Origin of the sequence: Wenjunlia vitaminophila DSM 41686 (assembly GCF_000380165.1) — a bacterium.
GTDB classification, from domain to species: domain Bacteria; phylum Actinomycetota; class Actinomycetes; order Streptomycetales; family Streptomycetaceae; genus Wenjunlia; species Wenjunlia vitaminophila.
This window is the reverse complement of sequence record NZ_KB904656.1, coordinates 38,789-56,140: the sequence shown is the minus strand read 5'-3', so window position 1 is coordinate 56,140 and position 17,352 is coordinate 38,789. Positions and strand designations below refer to the sequence as shown.

The 17,352-nt window shown below is 71.9% G+C and carries 17 protein-coding genes; 1 reads left to right on the top strand and 16 read right to left on the bottom strand.

Translation table 11 applies throughout. The annotated features are described in order from the left end of the window. Positions 1 to 12: 12 nt before the first annotated feature. The 13 genes from A3IG_RS0107925 to A3IG_RS0107865 all read right to left on the bottom strand — a co-directional run bounded on the left by A3IG_RS0107925 (position 13) and on the right by A3IG_RS0107865 (position 11,994). The gene (locus A3IG_RS0107925; RefSeq protein ID WP_018383016.1) at positions 13 to 873 is read right to left on the bottom strand and encodes an amidohydrolase family protein; all 861 of its coding nucleotides are present in this window, start codon (positions 871 to 873) and stop codon (positions 13 to 15) included. Then, positions 870 to 1,532, bottom strand: a complete 663-nt coding sequence (locus A3IG_RS0107920; protein WP_040911013.1) for a LutC/YkgG family protein — start codon at positions 1,530 to 1,532, stop codon at positions 870 to 872. Before A3IG_RS0107920 ends, A3IG_RS0107925 begins: the two co-directional genes overlap by 4 nt. Then, entirely contained in the window at positions 1,529 to 3,001 is a 1,473-nt protein-coding gene (locus A3IG_RS0107915) for a LutB/LldF family L-lactate oxidation iron-sulfur protein (protein ID WP_018383014.1), read from the bottom strand. The genes A3IG_RS0107920 and A3IG_RS0107915 overlap by 4 nt, the downstream gene beginning before the upstream one ends. Continuing rightward, positions 2,998 to 3,738 carry a (Fe-S)-binding protein gene (locus A3IG_RS0107910; protein ID WP_018383013.1) on the bottom strand — a complete coding sequence of 247 codons (741 nt, stop codon included), beginning with the start codon at positions 3,736 to 3,738 and terminating at the stop codon, positions 2,998 to 3,000. The genes A3IG_RS0107915 and A3IG_RS0107910 overlap by 4 nt, the downstream gene beginning before the upstream one ends. Positions 3,739 to 3,740: 2 nt before the next feature. Next, positions 3,741 to 4,769 carry an aldo/keto reductase gene (locus A3IG_RS0107905; protein WP_018383012.1) on the bottom strand — a complete coding sequence of 343 codons (1,029 nt, stop codon included), beginning with the start codon at positions 4,767 to 4,769 and terminating at the stop codon, positions 3,741 to 3,743. Further along, the gene (locus A3IG_RS0107900; protein ID WP_018383011.1) at positions 4,766 to 5,539 is read right to left on the bottom strand and encodes an SDR family NAD(P)-dependent oxidoreductase; all 774 of its coding nucleotides are present in this window, start codon (positions 5,537 to 5,539) and stop codon (positions 4,766 to 4,768) included. Before A3IG_RS0107900 ends, A3IG_RS0107905 begins: the two co-directional genes overlap by 4 nt. Then, positions 5,536 to 5,673 carry a hypothetical protein gene (locus A3IG_RS34135; protein ID WP_018383010.1) on the bottom strand — a complete coding sequence of 46 codons (138 nt, stop codon included), beginning with the start codon at positions 5,671 to 5,673 and terminating at the stop codon, positions 5,536 to 5,538. The genes A3IG_RS0107900 and A3IG_RS34135 overlap by 4 nt, the downstream gene beginning before the upstream one ends. Positions 5,674 to 5,754: 81 nt before the next feature. Next, positions 5,755 to 6,078 carry an L-rhamnose mutarotase gene (locus tag A3IG_RS0107890; protein ID WP_018383009.1) on the bottom strand — a complete coding sequence of 108 codons (324 nt, stop codon included), beginning with the start codon at positions 6,076 to 6,078 and terminating at the stop codon, positions 5,755 to 5,757. Beyond that, a complete protein-coding gene (locus A3IG_RS0107885; protein ID WP_018383008.1) occupies positions 6,075 to 7,625 on the bottom strand; it encodes a sugar ABC transporter ATP-binding protein in 1,551 nt (516 codons plus the stop codon). The genes A3IG_RS0107890 and A3IG_RS0107885 overlap by 4 nt, the downstream gene beginning before the upstream one ends. Beyond that, a complete protein-coding gene (locus tag A3IG_RS0107880) occupies positions 7,622 to 8,632 on the bottom strand; it encodes an ABC transporter permease (protein ID WP_104530691.1) in 1,011 nt (336 codons plus the stop codon). The genes A3IG_RS0107885 and A3IG_RS0107880 overlap by 4 nt, the downstream gene beginning before the upstream one ends. A 65-nt stretch (positions 8,633 to 8,697) precedes the next feature. Further along, positions 8,698 to 9,774, bottom strand: a complete 1,077-nt coding sequence (locus tag A3IG_RS0107875) for an ABC transporter permease (protein ID WP_018383006.1) — start codon at positions 9,772 to 9,774, stop codon at positions 8,698 to 8,700. After that, positions 9,771 to 10,859 carry a mandelate racemase/muconate lactonizing enzyme family protein gene (locus A3IG_RS0107870; RefSeq protein WP_018383005.1) on the bottom strand — a complete coding sequence of 363 codons (1,089 nt, stop codon included), beginning with the start codon at positions 10,857 to 10,859 and terminating at the stop codon, positions 9,771 to 9,773. The genes A3IG_RS0107875 and A3IG_RS0107870 overlap by 4 nt, the downstream gene beginning before the upstream one ends. A 40-nt stretch (positions 10,860 to 10,899) precedes the next feature. Continuing rightward, positions 10,900 to 11,994, bottom strand: coding sequence for a sugar ABC transporter substrate-binding protein (locus A3IG_RS0107865; protein ID WP_018383004.1), 1,095 nt, complete (start codon positions 11,992 to 11,994; stop codon positions 10,900 to 10,902). Positions 11,995 to 12,206: 212 nt separating this feature from the next. On the opposite strand from A3IG_RS0107865, the gene A3IG_RS0107860 reads away from it, so the two are divergent. Further along, positions 12,207 to 13,601 carry an alpha-L-fucosidase gene (locus A3IG_RS0107860; protein WP_236719229.1) on the top strand — a complete coding sequence of 465 codons (1,395 nt, stop codon included), beginning with the start codon at positions 12,207 to 12,209 and terminating at the stop codon, positions 13,599 to 13,601. Between the two features lie 149 nt (positions 13,602 to 13,750). Here A3IG_RS0107860 and A3IG_RS33265 read toward each other — a convergent pair whose 3' ends face one another. The 3 genes from A3IG_RS33265 to A3IG_RS0107845 form a co-directional block, all read right to left on the bottom strand. Continuing rightward, positions 13,751 to 15,823, bottom strand: a complete 2,073-nt coding sequence (locus A3IG_RS33265) for a cytochrome P450 (RefSeq protein ID WP_018383002.1) — start codon at positions 15,821 to 15,823, stop codon at positions 13,751 to 13,753. Positions 15,824 to 15,918: 95 nt separating this feature from the next. Continuing rightward, a complete protein-coding gene (locus tag A3IG_RS28940; RefSeq protein ID WP_018383001.1) occupies positions 15,919 to 16,284 on the bottom strand; it encodes a class I SAM-dependent methyltransferase in 366 nt (121 codons plus the stop codon). Between the two features lie 217 nt (positions 16,285 to 16,501). Beyond that, entirely contained in the window at positions 16,502 to 17,251 is a 750-nt protein-coding gene (locus A3IG_RS0107845; RefSeq protein ID WP_407701017.1) for an IclR family transcriptional regulator, read from the bottom strand. Positions 17,252 to 17,352: the final 101 nt, after the last annotated feature.

The window sequence follows — 17,352 nt, the reverse complement described above, 5'->3', positions numbered from 1 at the left end:
GCTCGTGTCGGATCAGCCGGCCAGCCGGTACACGCGCGTGGCGGTGCCGGACCAGACCGCGGTCAGCTCGCTGGGGCTCAGCGCCTGCGTGAGCGCCAGGCCGGTCGCGACGACGTCGCCGTAGGTGGCGGCGAGGGTGCACACGGGCCAGTCGGAGCCGAACATGGTCCGGTCGGGTCCGAAGGCCGTGAGCACCGTGTCGGCGTACGGGCGCAGGTCGTCGATCCGCCAGGACGCCCAGTCGGCCTCGGTCACCAGACCGGAGAGCTTGCACGTCACGTTGGGCCGGGACGCGAGGCGGCGCACCCCGTCGGCCCAGGGCTCCAGGGCGCCGGCGGCGACCGGGGGCTTGCCCAGGTGGTCGAGGACGAAGACCAGGTCCGGGACCTCGGCGGCGGCGCGTGCGGCGGCACGCAACTGGTGCGGCAGAACGACCAGGTCGTACGCCAGTCCGGCCGACGCCACGGCGCGCAGGCCGCGCAGCACGGAGGGTCGGGTCAGCCAGTCCGGGTCCGGCTCGGCCTGGACCTGGTGGCGGATTCCGGCGAGGTACCGGCCACCCGGCAGCTCGCGCAACCGGGCCAGCCGCTCCGCGACGTCCGGCAGGGTGAGATCGACCCAGCCGACGACGGCGCCGATGAGGTCGTGCTCCTCCGCGACGGCCAGCAGCTCGGGGGTCTCGTCGGCGACCGTGACGGTCTGGACGAGGACCGTGGCGCCGACCCCGGCCTCCTGTGCGAGCGGGGCCAGGTCCGACACCGAGAAGTCACGGCGCAGCGGAGCGAGGTCCGGGCCGTTGATCCACTCCTGGTCGCGCACGGTCAGGTCCCAGACGTGGTGGTGCGCGTCGACGCGCTGCGAGGCGGTGCTCATGGGTGCGTGTCAGCTCCTCGGCTGTCCGGTTCGACGATGACGATGTGCAGGACGCGGGGGCCGTGCACTCCTTCGACCCGCTCCAGCTCGATGTCGCTGGTCGCGGACGGCCCCGAAACGAACGTCAGCGGGCAGCACGGGTCGAGACCGCGCAGTGCTGTGGGCACGTCCGGGGCGATCTGCGCGGACCGCAGCACGCAGAGGTGGAAGTCGGGGAGCAGGGTGAGGGCGCGCCTGCCCTGACCGGGGCCCGCGTCCAGGACCAGGGTGCCGGTCTCGGCGACGGCCAGGGCGCAGGTGGTGAGGGCCCCGTCCGCGGCGTCGAGCTGCGCGGGCCGCAGGGGAGGGTCGTCCTCGAGTCGCTGCCAGGTCCGGCGCGCGGGCAGCCACGCCTCGGGGAAGCCGTGCGGGACGACGAGGCGGGCCGGGGACCGGGCCGCGAGGGCGGCGCCGATGGCTGCGGACGCCTCGGACTCCGTGGTCCGGGTGACGGCGGCGCGGTACTCGGCGGCCCGCTCGGCGAAGAGCGCCACGGGGTCGGGCGGGTGGCGCACCACGGGGCTCCGGCGGTCGGCCGGTGCTGCTTCTGCCCCTTCGTCCTCGGGTACGTCACGCAGAGCGCCCGCGATCCGGGTGAGGATCTCCTGTCGGCTGCTCATTGGCCCGGCCGCCGGTGCGTACGGCGCCACCAGGCGCGGAACGTCTCGCGCGGGGGTGCGGCGGTGTCGCGGCTGGCGGACCAGCGAGCGAGCGGGCCGGGGAGGCGGCGCAGGACGCCGCGCCGGGCCAGCACGCGACCGCCGAGCGCCGCGGCCCGCTGTGCCCACGCCAGTGCGCGCGGAGAAGCCAGCGTGGTGGCGGCGGCCTTCATGACCAGGGCCTCCGGGCTGGGCAGGGGCCCCCTCTTCGACTCGACGGCCCGGGCACGGAGGTGGAGCAGCACCTCCGGAATGTCGATCTTCACTGGGCAGGCGTCGTAGCAGGCGCCACACAGGGTCGAGGCGAAGGGCAGTGACGGCGCGTGCTCGATCCCGGCGAGCTGCGGGGTGAGCACGGCGCCGATGGGGCCGGGGTAGGGCGAACCGTAGGCGTGGCCGCCGGTGCGCTCGTAGACCGGGCAGACGTTCAGACATGCCGAGCAGCGGATGCAGGCGAGTGCCTGACGGCCGACGGTGTCGCGCAGGGTCGCGGTGCGGCCGTTGTCGAGGAGGACGAGGTGGAAGTCCCGGGGGCCGTCGCCGTCGTGGGTTCCGGTCCACATCGAGGTGTACGGGTTCATCCGCTCGCCGGTGGCGGAGCGGGGCAGCAGTTGGAGGAAGACGTCCAGGTCGGCGAAGGTCGGCAGCACCTTCTCGATGCCCATGACGGTGATGAGCGTCTCGGGGAGCGTGAGGCACATGCGGCCGTTGCCCTCGGACTCGACGACGACCACGGTGCCGGTGTCGGCGCAGGCGAAGTTGGCGCCGGAGACCGCGACCCTGGCGCGCAGGAACCTCTCCCGCAGGTGGAGGCGGGCGGCCTCGGCCAGGGCGGCCGGGTCGGCGGTCAGGTTCTCGGGGGCGGGTCTCCCCCACTGGCCCATGGTGGTGGTGAACAGCTCGCGGATCTCGGTGCGGTTCTTGTGGATGGCGGGCACGAGGATGTGCGAGGGGCGGTCGTCGGCGAGTTGCACGATGAGCTCGGCGAGGTCGGTCTCGTACGCGGTGATGCCCGCCGCGGACAGCGCCTCGTTCAGCCCGATCTCCTGGGTGGCCATCGACTTGACCTTGACCACCTCCCGTTCCCCGGTCGCCCGCACCAGCTCGGTGACGATGCGGTTGGCCTCGGCGGCGTCGGCCGCCCAGTGCACCGTGCCGCCCGCCCGCTCGACGGACTCCTCCAGCCGCAGCAGATGGGTGTCGAGGTGACGCAGCGCCGCCCGCTTGACCGCGGCGCCGGCGGTGCGCAGGTCCTCCCAGTCGTCCAGCTCGCCCACGGCGGCCAGTCGCCTGCTCCGGATGGTCGTGGTCGCCCTGCGCAGGTTCTCCCGCAGTTGGGGGTCGCCGACCGCGGTGCGTGCGGCGACGGGGAAGTGGGGGGTGCCCAGCCAGACGACGCCGGGCGGTTCGTTCTTCGCGGTGCGGGTCATCGTTCCGCTCCTTCGGTGGCGGCCAGTATCTCGGCGAGGTGCCGGGTGCCGATCCCCGTCCGCAGCCGGGAGAGGCCGCCGCCGATGTGCAGGAGGCAGGAGCTGTCCGCCGCGCACAGCACGTCGGCGCGGCTGGCGCTCACCTGCCGGACCTTGTCGGCGAGCATCGCGGCGGAGACCTCGGCGTTCTTCAGAGCGAACGTGCCGCCGAAGCCGCAGCAGCTCTCCGCCTCCGGCAGTTCGACGAGTTCGATCCCGCGGACGGCGCGCAGCAGCCGCAGGGGGCGGTCGCCGGTGCGCAGCATCCGCAGGGAGTGGCAGGTGGGGTGGTACGTGACGCGATGGGGGAAGTACGCGCCGACGTCGGTGACGCCGAGCACGTCGACGAGGAACTCGGAGAGCTCGTGGACCCGCGGTGCCAGCCGATCGACCGCGGCGGCAAGTTCGGGCTCGCCGTACTGGACGGCGAGCGTGCGGTGGTGTTCGCGGACCATCCCGGCGCAGGACGCGGAGGGGGTCACGACGGCGTCGTAGCCGGCGAAGGCGTCGGCGAAGCCGCGCACCAGCGGCAGTGCCTCGGGCCGGTAACCGGTGTTGAAGTGCATCTGGCCGCAGCAGGTCTGCGCCCGCGGGAAGTCCACACGGTGGCCGAGCCGTTCCAGGAGCGCCACGACGGCCTTCCCGGTCTGCGGGTACAGCGTGTCGCAGAGGCACGTGACGAACAGGGCGATCCGCACGTCTACTCCTTCCCCGGAACGGGCACGGCCGGCGGGAGCAGCCCTGTCGCGTGCAGTTCGTCCCACACCCGCGGGGGCACCGCACGCTGGAACAGGGCCGCCGTGTCCTGGACCTCCTCCACCGACCGCGCCCCGGTCAGCACCGACACGACCGCGGGATGGCCGAGGGGGAAGTGCAGGGCAGCCGCCCGCAGCGGCACGCCGTGGGCCTCGGTGACCTCGGCACTCGCCCGTGCCCGGTCCAGCAGGTGCCGCGGGGCCACCCCGTAGTCGTAGGTGGCGCCAGGTGCCGCGGGGTCGGCCAGCAGGCCGGAGTTGTAGATCCCCCCGATGATCACGCTGGTGCCCCGGGCGGCGGCGGCCGGCAGCAGGTCGTCCAGGGCGGGCTGCTCCAGCAGGGTGTAGCGGCCGGCACACAGCACCACGTCCACGTCGGTGTCCTCGACGAAGCGGGTGAGCATGGCGGACTGGTTCATCCCGGCTCCGATGGCGCGCACCACACCCTCGTCGCGGAGCCGCTCCAGTGCCGGGTACGCCTCGCCAAACGCCTGTTCGGCATGCTCGTCGGGATCGTGGATCAGGGCGATGTCCACGTGGTCCAGGCCCAGCCGGACGAGGCTGTCCTCGAGCGAGCGGCGGACGCCGTCGGAGCTGAAGTCCCACACCCGCCGGTGGGTGGCGGGCACGGAGAAGCCGTGCGCCCGGTCGTCGCCGTGGGCGGCGCCGGGGATCGGCTCCAGCACGCGTCCAACCTTGGTGGACACCGTGTACTCCGCCCGCGGCCTGCCGCGCAGGGCGACGCCGAGCCGGCGTTCGGACACGCCCAGGCCGTAGTGCGGGGCGGTGTCGAAGTAGCGGATGCCCGCATCCCACGCGGCCTCGATCGTCGCGATCGCCTCGTCCTCGGCGACCTCGCTGTAGAGGCCCGCGATGGCCGCCGTGCCGAACCCGAGGCGGGTGACGGCGACACCGCTGCCACCCAGGACGGCACGGCGCGTGGCGGGGGCGGCGGGGGGCGTGGGGCCGCTCATCGCTGCCCCGCCGGGCGCAGCCGCAGCCCCTGCATGCCGCCGTCCACCGCCAGCGCGGTGCCGGTGACCGAGGCCGCGGACGGGCTCGCCAGGTAGACCACTGCGCCCGCCACCTCGTCAGCCGTCACCAGCCGGCCCAGGGGCTGCCGGGCCTCGAGCGCGGCCCGTTCCGCCGCGGGATCGGCGGCCTGGTCGAGCAGCCTGCCGACCCAGGGGGTGTCCGCGGTGCCCGGGTTGACGCAGTTCACGCGGATGCCTTCCCGTACGTGGTCGGCGGCCATGGCCAGCGTCAGCGACAGCACCGCTCCCTTGCTCGCGCTGTACAGAGCACGCCGCGGCAGGCCGGCGGTGGCCGCGATGGAGCACACGTTCACGATCGACGCGGCGCCCGGCCTGGCTGCCGCCGCGTGCCGCAGCAGCGGCAGCGCGGCCCTGGTCGTCCGGACCACACCGAGCACGTTCACGTCCAGGACCCGGTGCCACTCGGCGTCCGCGTGGTCCTCCACCGTGCCGACCGCACCGATGCCCGCGTTGTTGACCAGGATGTCGAGGCCGCCGAGGTCGTCGGCGGCCTCGGTGACCGCCGCACGCACGGAGGCGTCGTCGGCGACGTCGGCCTGGTAGCCGCGCAGCGGTGCGGGCAGTCCCCGCGGTGCCAGGTCGAGGACGGCTACCTCCGCGCCGCGCAGGGTCAGCAGCCGGGCTGTGGCCAGCCCGATACCGGAGGCGCCGCCCGTCACCAAGGCCCTGAAACCAGCCAGATCCTTCATCGGTGCCGGTTCTCCTTCCGGCCGGCGGCCCGGAAGTCGCCGTCGGGGAAGCGGATGTCGTAGGTGTCCAGGGCGGTGACGGTCGTTGCGGGGCGCTCCCGGCCGGAGGCGGCAGGACGCGGCGGGTCGGTCACGGGTGGTTCTCCTTGCGGTCGCGGGCCGGTTGTGCGGCTCGTGTGAGGGACGGTGGTACGGCGGTGGCTCATGCCGCTCGGCTACTCCATGAGGAAGACCTGTTCCATGGGCGTCCACCAGTCGCCGGGAGCGGCCTCCTCGACGGGTTGCTGGCAGGGGTCGGTGCGTTCCCACCACTCCCGGGTGTGCTCGTCGGCGGCCATCCGGGCGAGGTCCGCCGCCAGGTCGTCGCCGTGGTACTCGAAGTAGCTGAAGAGCCGGTCGCCGAGGAGGTGGATCGAGTAGTTCGCGATGTGGCAGCGGCGGAGCGTGTCGAGCACCGGCTGGGGAACATTGCGGTGCAGCTCGCGGTACTCGTCGAGCTTCTCCGGGCGGACACGGATGACCTGCGCGACGCGTTTCATGGGGTCATGCGTCCCTTCTCCACGGCCGCTTCCGGCGCGGGCCTGTCGTGGATGAGGCGGATGATCCGCTGGCTCATCCGTTCGTAGTCGTGGTCGTTGGCGACCTGGCCGCGGACGCGGTGCCCGGCCATGACGACCACGCGGTCGGCGAGCGTCACCATCTCGCCGAGATCGCTGCTGATCAGCACGATGGGCATGCCGTCACGGGCCAGCTCCCAGAGCAGTTCGTGGAAGGCGTGCTTGGTGCGGACGTCCACGCCCACGGTGGGCTCGTCGACGATGAGCAGTCTGGTGTCGGTGGCCAGCCATTTCGCGAGGCTGACCTTCTGCTGGTTGCCGCCGGACAGTTCGCCGGCGTTCTGGCCCAGCCGGGCGAGCCGGATGCCGAGCCGGTCGACCAGGTCCTGGGCGACGGCCTGTTCGCGCTTCGAGGAGACCTGGCCGAGGGCTCCGGCGAGCTTCCGCCACACGGTCACCGCGATGTTCCGCGTGATGGGTTGGTCGAGGAAGACCCCTTCTTCCTTGCGGTTCTCCGTCAGGTAGCCGATGCCGTAGCGGTGGAGGGCCTGGCGGGGCGAGGAGATGCTCGCCGGCTCGCCGTGCACCCGCACCTCGCCGGAGTGAACCCGGTCGAGTCCGAGCACGGCCTTGACCAGTTCGCTGCGTCCCGCGCCCACCAGTCCGTAGAGACCGACGATCTCTCCCGTGGCGACGTCGAAGGAGACGTCCTCGTGACCGGCGGCGGTGGCGATGCCGGTGAGGCTGAGTGCGGCGGGCCCGGACGCGTCGACGGTGCGGGGCGTGAAGGCGGTGGCCGCGTGGGCACGGCCCACCATGAGGCTGACGATGTCGTCGTGGGTGTGCTCGGACAGGGGCGCGGACTCCAGGACGGAACGGCCGTCACGCAGGACCGTGACGGTGTCGCAGAGGGCGAAGACCTCCTCCAGCTTGTGACTGACGAAGACCACACAGGTCCCCCGGGCCGTCAGCCGTCGGATCACCTCGAACAGCCGCTCCGCCTCGCCCGGCGAGAGGGACGCGGTCGGCTCGTCCAGGAGCAGGACGCGGCTGTCGGTGTGGAGGGCCTTGGCGATCTCCACCAGTTGCTGTTGGGCCACCGACAACTCACGGACGGGCAGGCGCGGGTCGAGGTCGAGGCCGAGTTCCTGGAGGCAGTCGCGGGCGGGCCCGATCATCGCCGCGGGGCTGATGAGCCCGCGGCGGGCGGGTGGCTGCTGGAGGGTGATGTTCTCGGCGACCGAGAAGCCCGGAATGACGTTGCGCTCCTGGTGCACGACGCCGATGCCGAGCCGGCCGGCCTCCAGCGGTGAGCGGAGGTGCACCTCGTCCCCCTGCCAGCGCAGCCGGCCGCCGTCCGGCGCGTGGACACCGGTCAGCACTTTGATGAGCGTCGACTTGCCGGCCCCGTTCTCGCCGAGCAGCGCGTGCACCGTGCCTGCCTGGAGGCGTAGCCCCACCTGGTCGAGGGCGCGTACGCCGGGAAAGACCTTGACGATGTCCTCACATGCGAGGAGCGGCTCGCTCACTGGGCACCTCCGGTGCCGGCCAGGAGGCTGTCCGCGGCGGGCGCGGTGCCGCCGCCGGTGGGCGCGGTCGGGGTTCGCCGGTTCTTGCCGGCCCTTTCGAGGTGCCCCTGGTGCAGCCGGCCGCCGACGACGGTGCCCAGCATGACCAGTCCGATGAGGAAGTTGACCCAACTGGGGTCGAGCGAGAACTCGGCCCGTGCCGCGTCGATGAGCCGCATCACGAAGGCCGCCAGCACGGTGCCGAGAACGGCCACGGACCCGCCGGTGAGCGCGACGCCCCCGATGATCGGGGCGGCGAAGCTGGGCAGCAGCCAGTCGCCGCCGACGCTGCGGTTGACGCCGGGCAGCGACGCGGTGGCGGTCAGCGCGGCGAGGCCGATGAGCAGCCCGGACAACGTGTGGGCGAGGACTGTCTGCCGGTCCGTGGAGATGCCCGACAGCCGTGCCGCCAACGGGTTGCCGCCGGCCGCGAGGAGGCGGCGGCCGGCGGTGGCGCGGTAGAGGAAGGCCGCCAGCAACACGGCCGTGACCAGCGCCACGAGGAAGACCAGTGGGAGGTTGAGGGGGGCGGCGCGGCCGAGGTCGCGCAGCGTCGAGGAGTAGCCGTCGACGGTACGGGTCCCGGTCAGCCGGTACTGGGCGCCCAGCAGGATGGTCATGGTGCCCAGCGTGACGATGAAGCCGTTGATCTGGGTGGCCACGATGAACACCCCGGTGAGCAGGCCGATCAGGGTGGCAGAGAGGACCCCCGCCGGCACCGCCAGAGCCGCGGGCACCCCCGCGTCGGCCATCAGCACCCCCATCAGACAGGCGGTGAAGCCACCGAGGGCGCCGACGGCGAGGTTGAGCTGCCCCACGCACAGGACGACCATCTGGGCCAGGCCGATGAGGATGGGGGTGGCCAGGTACTGCAGGAAGGTGCGTACGGAGGGGCCTTCGAAGAAGGAACCGGACGAGGCCACGCCGAGTGCGAGGTAGCCGATGACGACGACACACAGCAGCGTCATGGCGGTGGAGCGGGAGAAGCGCCGCAGGGCCGGCACCGCGCCGGCGCTCCGGCTTCGGATCGCGATCACGTGGAGCGCACCACCTTGCGGTAGGAGAGGACGTTGCGCACCCGGTCGGCCGAGAGGGCGAGCAGCAGGACACAGCCGAGGTAGATGTTCAGGCTCTCCAGGCCCACGCCCAGGAGGTCGAGCCCCTTGCGGATCACTGCGACGAGCGACGTGCCGAGCAGGGCTCCGACCACGGAGACGACACCGCCGGTGAGCAGGGTCCCGCCGAGCACGGCCCCGAGGAACGAGGGCAGCATGAAGTCGTCGCCGATGGAGGCGCGGAAGGTGCCGGTGCCGGCGGCGGCCATGAACCCGGCGAGCGCGGCCAGCAGCCCCGACAGGGCGTGCGCCGTGACGACGCGCCGCTTGGTGGGGATGCCGGACAGCTCGGCCGCGGCCGGGTTGGCGCCGGTGAGCAGCAGTTCCCTGCCGATGCGGGTGCAGGAGTACAGAAAGCCGAGCGCGATCAGGGCGAGTACCGTGAACTGGGCGATCTGCGGTATCGCGGGCGAGCCGCACACGGGGCCCACGCAGATGTCGGCGAGGGAGTAGGCGCGCAACTCGTCGAGGCCGGCGGGGGTGGACGTGAACGCGGCGTTCTCGGTGAGCGCGGAGTAGGCCAGGGACACCAGGCCCAGCAGGGCGAAGTCCATGGCGAGGGTGACCACGAAGGAGCCCACTCCGGTGCGGGCGATGATCCAGCCGGTCAGCGCGCCGATCGCGGCCCCGGCCGCCAGGCAGAGCAGCAGCCCCAGAGGCAGCGGGAGGCCGAGCCGGTCGTAGCCGAAGCCGGCGAACAGCGCGCCGAACGCGGCCATCCGGCCCACCGCGAGGTTCATGTGCCCGACGGACAGCACGACCATCTGCGCCAGCGCGACGACGGTGAGCGTCGAGATGTCGCGCAGCAGGGGGAAGAGCACGAGCCTGGCGTCGAAGAACGCCGGGCGCAGCGCCCCGAACAGCAGGGCCAGGCCGATGGTCAGGACCAGCAGGCCCAGCCGCTGGTTGACCCAGAACGGCAGCCGGTCCGAGGTGCGGGGAGGGGTCTGGGGCTCCTCGGTGCCCGCGTCCGGTGCCACGGCGGCGGTCCTCATGCCACGGTCCGGTCGTCGAGGGCGTCGGCGTCCCAGTCGATGCCGATACCGGGCTCGTCCGGTGCGACCGCCCGGCCCTCGCGGAAGGCGAGTTCTGTCCGGGTGACGGCGCGCAGTTGCGGGATGTGTTCGACGTACATGCCGTTGCTGACCGCGGCGACCAGGCTGACGTGGAGTTCCATCAGGAAGTGCGGGCAGACCATGACGTTGTGTGCCTCGGCCAGGTGTGCGACCTTCAGCCAGGGGGTGATGCCGCCGACCCGGGCCACGTCGACCTGCACCACGGAGACGGCACCGGCTTCCAGGTAGGCGCGGAACTGCATCGGCGAGTACAGCGACTCGCCCACGGCGAGCGGAATCCCGCTGGCCGCGGCGAGCCGGGCATGGCCGCTGACGTCGTCCGCGGGAAGCGGCTCCTCGAGCCAGAACGGGGAGTAGGGCGCGAGTGCGGCGGCGAGCCGGACCGCCGAGGACGCGCTCTGGGACTGGTTGGCGTCGGTCATGATGTGCATGGCGGGGCCGACGGCCTCGCGGACGGCGCGCAGCCGCTCGGCGTCCTCCGCCGGGTTCGGCTTGCCGACCTTGATCTTCACCCCGGACCAGCCGGACCGCTGTGCGCGCACAGCCGATGCGACGAGTTCCTCCGTGGGCAGGTGGAGCCAGCCGCCTTCGGTGTCGTAGACGGGCACCTCCTGCCGGTGGCCACCGGCCAGCCGCCAGAGCGGCTCGCCCGCGCGCTTGCAGCGCAGGTCCCACAGTGCCGTGTCGACCGCGGCGAGGGCGAGGGAGGTGATGGCGCCGGTGGTGGTCGCCCGGGTCAGGGCGAACAGCCGCTGCCAGAGGGCCTCCACGTTGCGCGCGTCCAGGCCGGGCAGGACGGGCAGGAGGTGGTCCCGCAGGAGGGCGAGCACCGAGGTGCCCCCGGTGCCGATGGTGTACGCGTAGCCGGTGCCCTCCTGGCCGTCCACCGTGGTGATGTCGACGAGGATGGTCTCTTGCTTGACGAAGGACTGCACCGCGTCGGTGCGGTCCTTCTCCACCGCGATGTCGGCCAGCCTGGCCGTGGCGGTCGTGATGATGCTCATGTGGTGGCGTGGCTTTCTGTGTCCGGTTCGTCGACCGCGGTCAGCCGCAGGACAGCAGCTCGTCCGCGAACTGCTTCTTGAGCTCGTCGGTCTTGGCCTGCCTGTCCCGGTCGTAGCCGGCGACGTTCTCCTTGGTGACGACGAACGAGCCGGAGTCGACCACCTGGCCCGGGGTGGTCATCACGCACTGCTCGGTCTGGAGCAGCGCGAGGGCCCAGGCGCCGATCTCCGCCTGGCCGGCGGGGTTCTGCACGACGGTGGCGCTGACCGAGCCGTCCTTGATCGAATCGAGGATCTTCGCGTCGTCGTCGATGGCCACCACCTTGGCCCGCGAGCCCGAGTTCTTCACTGCCTCGGCTGCGGCGACCGCCGGGTTGTAGGCGGTGGTGACGATGCCGTCGATCTCCTGCCCCTTCGCGGCGAGGAGGTCGGCGACTGCCTTCTGCGCGGTCTGTAGGTCTTTGTCGATGTCGGTGATAGTCTGCAGCAGTTTCACCTTGCCGCCGGACTCCTGCACCGCCTTCTCCACGCCCTTGATCCGCAACTGGGTGTTGGCGTCGACGTTGTTGCCGGTGAGATGGACGAGGGTGCCCTCGCGGCCCATCGCGTCGATGCTCGCCTGGGCAGCCTTGTAGGCGGCGAGTTCGACATCTGTGGAGAGGCAGAAGTCGGCCTTGTTCGTGGGGCCGGCCGGACACGAGCCGAGGGACGCCACGGCGAAACCCTGCGACTTGAGGTCGGAGAACGTGGTGTTGATGTCGGTGGGTGACACGCCGAACACCCCGAACGCGTTGTACCCGCGAGCCGCGAGGGTGGACAGCAGGTTGTTCTGCTTCTGCTGGTCCCACTCGGCCGTCTCATCGACGACGACGTCGCCGAGGCCGTACGTCTTCTCCGCGTCGGCCCCGGTCTTCTTCCACGGCTGGAAGTAGGGGTGCGCGCCGCCCGGAACCAGCGCGACCTTCGTCCCCGACCCATCCGCCAGCTCCGCCGTCCCACTGCCCGGCCGCGCCGCGGCGGCCCGCTGTTCGTCGGGCTCGTCGGAGTTCTTGACGGTGCACGCGGCGGCGCCTGACAGGAGGACGGCGGCCACCGCCGCGCCCCCCAGGCGTCTGAGAACGGTCCCGTAGTACATCCCAGCCTCCGCAAATCAGATACGATTTTTGTCCTCGCGATGCTGCGCCACCCCGGCACCTCCCGTCAACCCCTGCGGCAAAATGCCTGCAAGAAGGCGCTTTCTGTGTACTTCAGAACGTCCCAGCAAGGGGCTTGACTGTCCACTATCAGGACAGAATCATATACGAAACTTCGTCAACTCCTATGAGGGAGGCAGTTCTGATGCGTTCCATGAGAACGCGCCTGTCGGTGGTCATCGCGGCACTGGGCCTGCTGGCGGGCGGCGTGACCCACGCCGGCGCGGCACCGGCCGCGAGTGAGGTACCCCCGGGCAGCGAACTCCGCAACCTGGTGTTCGGCGCGTCATCGACCCAGAGCAGCACCGACTACAACGGCGCCGCAGCCCGGGCCGCCGACGGCAACCGCTACGGGGACTTCACCGGCGGCTCCGTCACCCATACCTCCCAGGAAGCCGAGCCCTACTGGCAGACAGACCTGGGGGCGTCCAAGAGGCTCGACAAGGTGGTCGTCTGGAACCGCACGGACTGCTGCGTGGACCGGCTGTCCAACTTCTGGGTGATCGCCTCCGACACCCCCATCACCGCTCGCAGCCTCGAGGAGGCGCGCACGCGGCGCGGGGTCACGGCGACCCGCGTGGCCGCGCTCTCCGGCCCGTCCGTCGAGGTGGCCTTCGACCGGTCCGCCCGCTACCTCCGCATCCAGCTCGAAGGCACCGACTACCTGTCGCTCGCGGAGGTCGAAGCGTTCGGCGACGAGGTGATCTCGCCGTCGGCCCGCGCGCAGCAGTGGGTGCAGGACAACCGGTTCGGGATGTTCCTGCACTACAACATGTCGACATATGTGAACAAGCAGTGGGCGGAACCGACTGCCTCACCGGCGCTCTTCAACCCGGACGCGCTCAGTCCACGGCAGTGGGCGCGTTCCATGAAGGACGCCGGGATGACTTTCGGCGTGCTCACCGCCAAGCACCACGACGGGTTCGCGCTCTGGGACAGCGAGCTGTCCGACCACGACGTGGCGGCGAGCCCTTACAAGGACGGAAACGGCGACGTCATCCGCGAGTACGTCGACGCCATGCGCGCCGAGGGCCTCAAGGTGGGCCTGTACTTCTCGATCTGGGACCGGCACAACGGCGACAGCACGAAGGTCGTCCAGAACCAGCTCCGCGAACTCCTCACCGAGTACGGCCAGATCGACTACCTCTGGTTCGACGGCTGGGGCTGGCACGTCCCCTACTCACAGATCCCCTACCAGCCGGTCCGGGACATGATCCGCAGGATCTCCCCGAACACCGTGGTCGCCAACAACGACCACCGCGGCACTCTGCTCACCACGGACGTCATCATCTACGAAGTCCCCGTCGAGGGCATGCCGCCGGCCACCAACGCCCGGCCGATCGACGCCAGCGACACCATGGACACCAACAGAACCTGGTTCAACACCACCTCGACGGGTGAGCCCCGCTCGACCGCCGACATCACCGACAACCTGGCCAAGGCCACCGCCGGCAACGCGCTGTTCCTGCTCAACGTCGGCCCGGACAAGTCCGGACGCATTCCACAGAACTACGTCGAGCGCCTCAAGGAGGTCGGCGCCGCCTCCTGACCGCCGGGGGCACCGTTCACCACCTGCCCCATCCCGATGGCCGTGCCCCGACCAGGCATCCCGCCGGTCGGGGCACGCCGACCCCAGGGTTCCCCCAGCGCCGGGCGTCAGGCGCCGTCAGCGCGGCAGGGGGACGGCCGTGGACCGCGTCAGTGGATCGTGAGGAGCTCGAGCAGACGGTCCCGGTCGACCTCCAGGACGATCTCGACAGGGGGCCGGTCGGTCCGGGTGTCGCACCAGTCGACGGCGGTCAGGCCGTGGGCGAGGCCGCCGGGACCGTAGCCGACGCAGACCCGGTGGTGCTCGGCCCCGGTGACGACGCCCGGGTCGAGGGCGACGGCCATGGCCAACGGGTCGGCGCGCAGGTAGGCGGGGCGGCCCGCGTAGCCGGGATCGGTGGCGAAGCGGTTCTCGACGATGCGCCGCAGCACGCCGGCGGCCCGGCCGTCGCCCGCGAAGAACCCCGCGAACTCGGCCGGGGTGAAGCAGTGGGCGAGCGTCGTCTCCCAGGAGACGAGGGTGAGCCGGGGGAAGCTCGCCAGGACCAGATCGGCCGCCGCCGGGTCGGCGCCGAAGTTGAACTCCGCGTTGAGGGTGAGGTTGCCGCGACCGTGGATGGCGCCGCCCATCACGACCACCCGGTCAAGCAGCTCGGGCAGGCGCGGCTCCAGTCGGACGGCAAGGGCGACGTTGGTGAGGGGCCCGAGCGCGACGACCGTGGTCCCACCCGGGTGCCGACGGGCGGCGTCGATCAGTGTGAGGGCCGCCGGTGCCGCGCGTTCGGGTACGTCGGGCACGGCCCAGCGGGGCAGGTCGCCGAGCCCGTCGGCGCCGTGGATGTCGGCGGCGCGCACGGTCGGCCCGGCGATCGGTCCGGCCGCGCCCCGGTGCACGGGGGTCTCGGCCGCCGCCCCGCCGTACGCACCGAGCAGCCAGCGGGCGTTGGCGGTGACGGTGTCGATGTCCACGTTGCCCGCGACCGTGCAGACCGCGGCGACCGGGAGCCGGGGGCGCGTGGGGGAGGGCGTCAGCGCCATGGCCAGCGCGTGGGCGTCGTCGAGCCCGGGATCGGTGTCGATTACCAGCACGGTCACAGCGGCTCCCAGGGAGGTGGTCAGCGGGCAGCGAAAGGCTGTCCCGGGGCGGACGTCACGGTGCGGCACTCGCGGTGCGGGAACGTCGCGGTGCACCAGGCGGCCGTCGAGCCGGCGGTACCGCAACATGGAGAGCTCCGGCTCGCGCTCCACCCGCTCGACGGAGAGGTGGACGCCGAGCCTGGTGAGTGAGTCGAGGAGGACACCCGTGATCGCCTGGGCGAGCGGAGCACCGGGGCAGTAGTGCTCCCCGGCGCCGAAGCTGAAGGAACGGGGTGTCCTGCCCCGCCGCCGCAGCTCCAGTGGTTCCGGGTAGTGGTCGGGGTCGAAGTTGGCCGTGCCGAGACACAGGACGATCCCGTCGCCGACGTCGAGCCGGTGCGGGCCGACCGTCACCGGGCGACGGGCGTAGCGGCTCGCGAACCGGAACGGGGTCGCCAGGCGAACCACTTCCTCCAGCACCGTCTGGCGGGGCGACTCCGCGAGCACGCCGCCGGTCACCCGCTCCCCCACGAGGCACAGGGCCGTCACGGTCGGCTCGTAGGCACCGGTGACGATCTGGGTGAGCAGGGCCGTCGCGACGTCGGGTCCGAGCGTGTCGTCCTCCCACAGCTCGGCGAGTCCGGCGACGAACGCCGAGGGGGGCCCGGCCGGCGCGGTGCGCAGCCAGTCGCGCAACGCGTCAATCACCTCGAGTGCGGCGTCGATCCGCGCCATCTCGATCCGGGGCGTGGCCAGTTCGTTCATGACGACGCCGCCGAGCTCGATCAGCCGGTCGGCGCCGGCTCGGCCCGTGAGGGCCACGACGGCCTCACGTGCCAGCGGACGTGCGACCCTCTCCATCCCGTCGAACGTGCCCGCCCGGGACTGGTTGAGCCGATGAGCGACGAGTCGTTCACAGGAGCTGGGGAGCCCCGGCGTGACCACGTCACGGAGCAGTCGTATCGCGGCGCGTCGGAGGCGCCGGTGACGGTCTCCGTCGGAGAAGACCGGCCAGTGGGCGTAGAAGTCCCTGAGTGCCTCACGTCGTTCCCGGTCCTCCTCGGTGAGTGCCCCGTTCCTGCGGTCAGCCGCGCGTTCGCTCCAGAAGTGGTCGCTGGCCAGCACCTGCCTGACGTCGCGCGCCACGGAACGCGTAGAGGGCGCGCGTCCCCGGTTCCCACTGGAAGGGGCAGCCCCCGGCTGCCTCGGCGAGAGCCGCTGCCGGGTCGTGCGAGCTGAAGTCACCGAACACGTCGAGCATCGGTTCCCCCCATGCCCGGCACCGGGGCCGCGTCGTCCCCGCGCTTGACGGCCGACCTCGTCCGGTTCGAGACGTGGAACATCATCGCTGTGCGGTCCCAGCTCGGAACGGCGTCCGCCATGACGTCCACACCGATGACCCGGTCGAAGTGACGGGCGAGCGCGGCGGTCTGCGCGCCGTCCCCACAGCCGACGTCGATGACGGGCAGGGACGGATCGAGGACACTGCCGAACAGATCCAGGTGAGCGTGCGCAACGTAGTTCGGGTCCACGTCCCAGGGCGATGCCCCCGGGGATTCGTGGAGATCGGTCCAGAAACTGTCCCAGATAGGCTCGAAGCGGCTCATTCCCGGTTCCCTTGCGGTAGGCGGCCACGGGTCATCGCTGGAGTTCACGGTGGGTGCAGCCGGTAGCGTCCACCCGATCGTTCGTCAGCCCCAGCCGAGGTGTAAAGGCGAGTAGGCAGGGTTTGTCGGGTTCGGCCGACATCCACGGTCCTTACCCCCGTCCGCGGACGGCCTCGAGGTGGCGCCCGGCGCCACCGGCCGGAACCCCTCCCCGGCGTCAGGCCGCCCCGCGCAGGGCCCGGGACAGACCGAGCGCCGCGGTGCGCACGGCCGGGGCGAGGCGCCCCGGCTGGTAGCGGCTGACGGGGACGGCGACGGACAGCGCGGCCACCGCCGCACCCCCGGCGAACACGGGCGCCGCGATGCAGCTCACGCCGAGGACCGCCTCCTGTTCCTCGTAGGCGAGGCCGGCGACCTGGGCCTGTTCGACGGCGGTGCGCAGCCGGGCGGGGTCGGTCAGCGAGTACGGGGTCAGCCGCGGGAGCGGGGCGGCGAGCACCCCTTCGACGAGGTCCTGGCCGGCGAACGCCAACAGCGCCTTGCCCACCCCGGTGCAGCTCAGCGGCAGACGGCCGCCGACGCGGGAGGGCAGGACCAGTGCGTCGTGGCCGTGTATCCGCTCCACGTACACCACCTCGTGGCCCTCCCTGATTCCCAGGTGGACGGTCTCCCTGGTGGCTTCGAACAGGTCCTGGAGGAACGGCAGGGCCGTCTCCCGCAGGTCCAGGCGCCGCGGCACCAGCATGCCGAGTTCGAAGAGCTTCCCGCCGAGCTGGTAGGTGTCCCCGTGCCGGTCGAGCAGTCCGAGCCGCACCAGGTCGGCGGCCAGCCGGTGCACCGTGGTCTTGGACAGCCCGGTGTGCGCGGTGAGGTCCGCTAGGCGGTACGACTGGCCGGGATCACGGAAACACTCCAGCAGTGATACCGATTTGTCTAGCATGTTGCCGGTGGAGCTGTTCCGTGTCATGGAACGAAGTTTGGCCCAGGCGCAGCGCGGCGTCTATACCCGAAGGACCCGGCGCGCTCCCACCGGTCGGACGCGCCCACCCCCACACCCAGCTCCCGGAG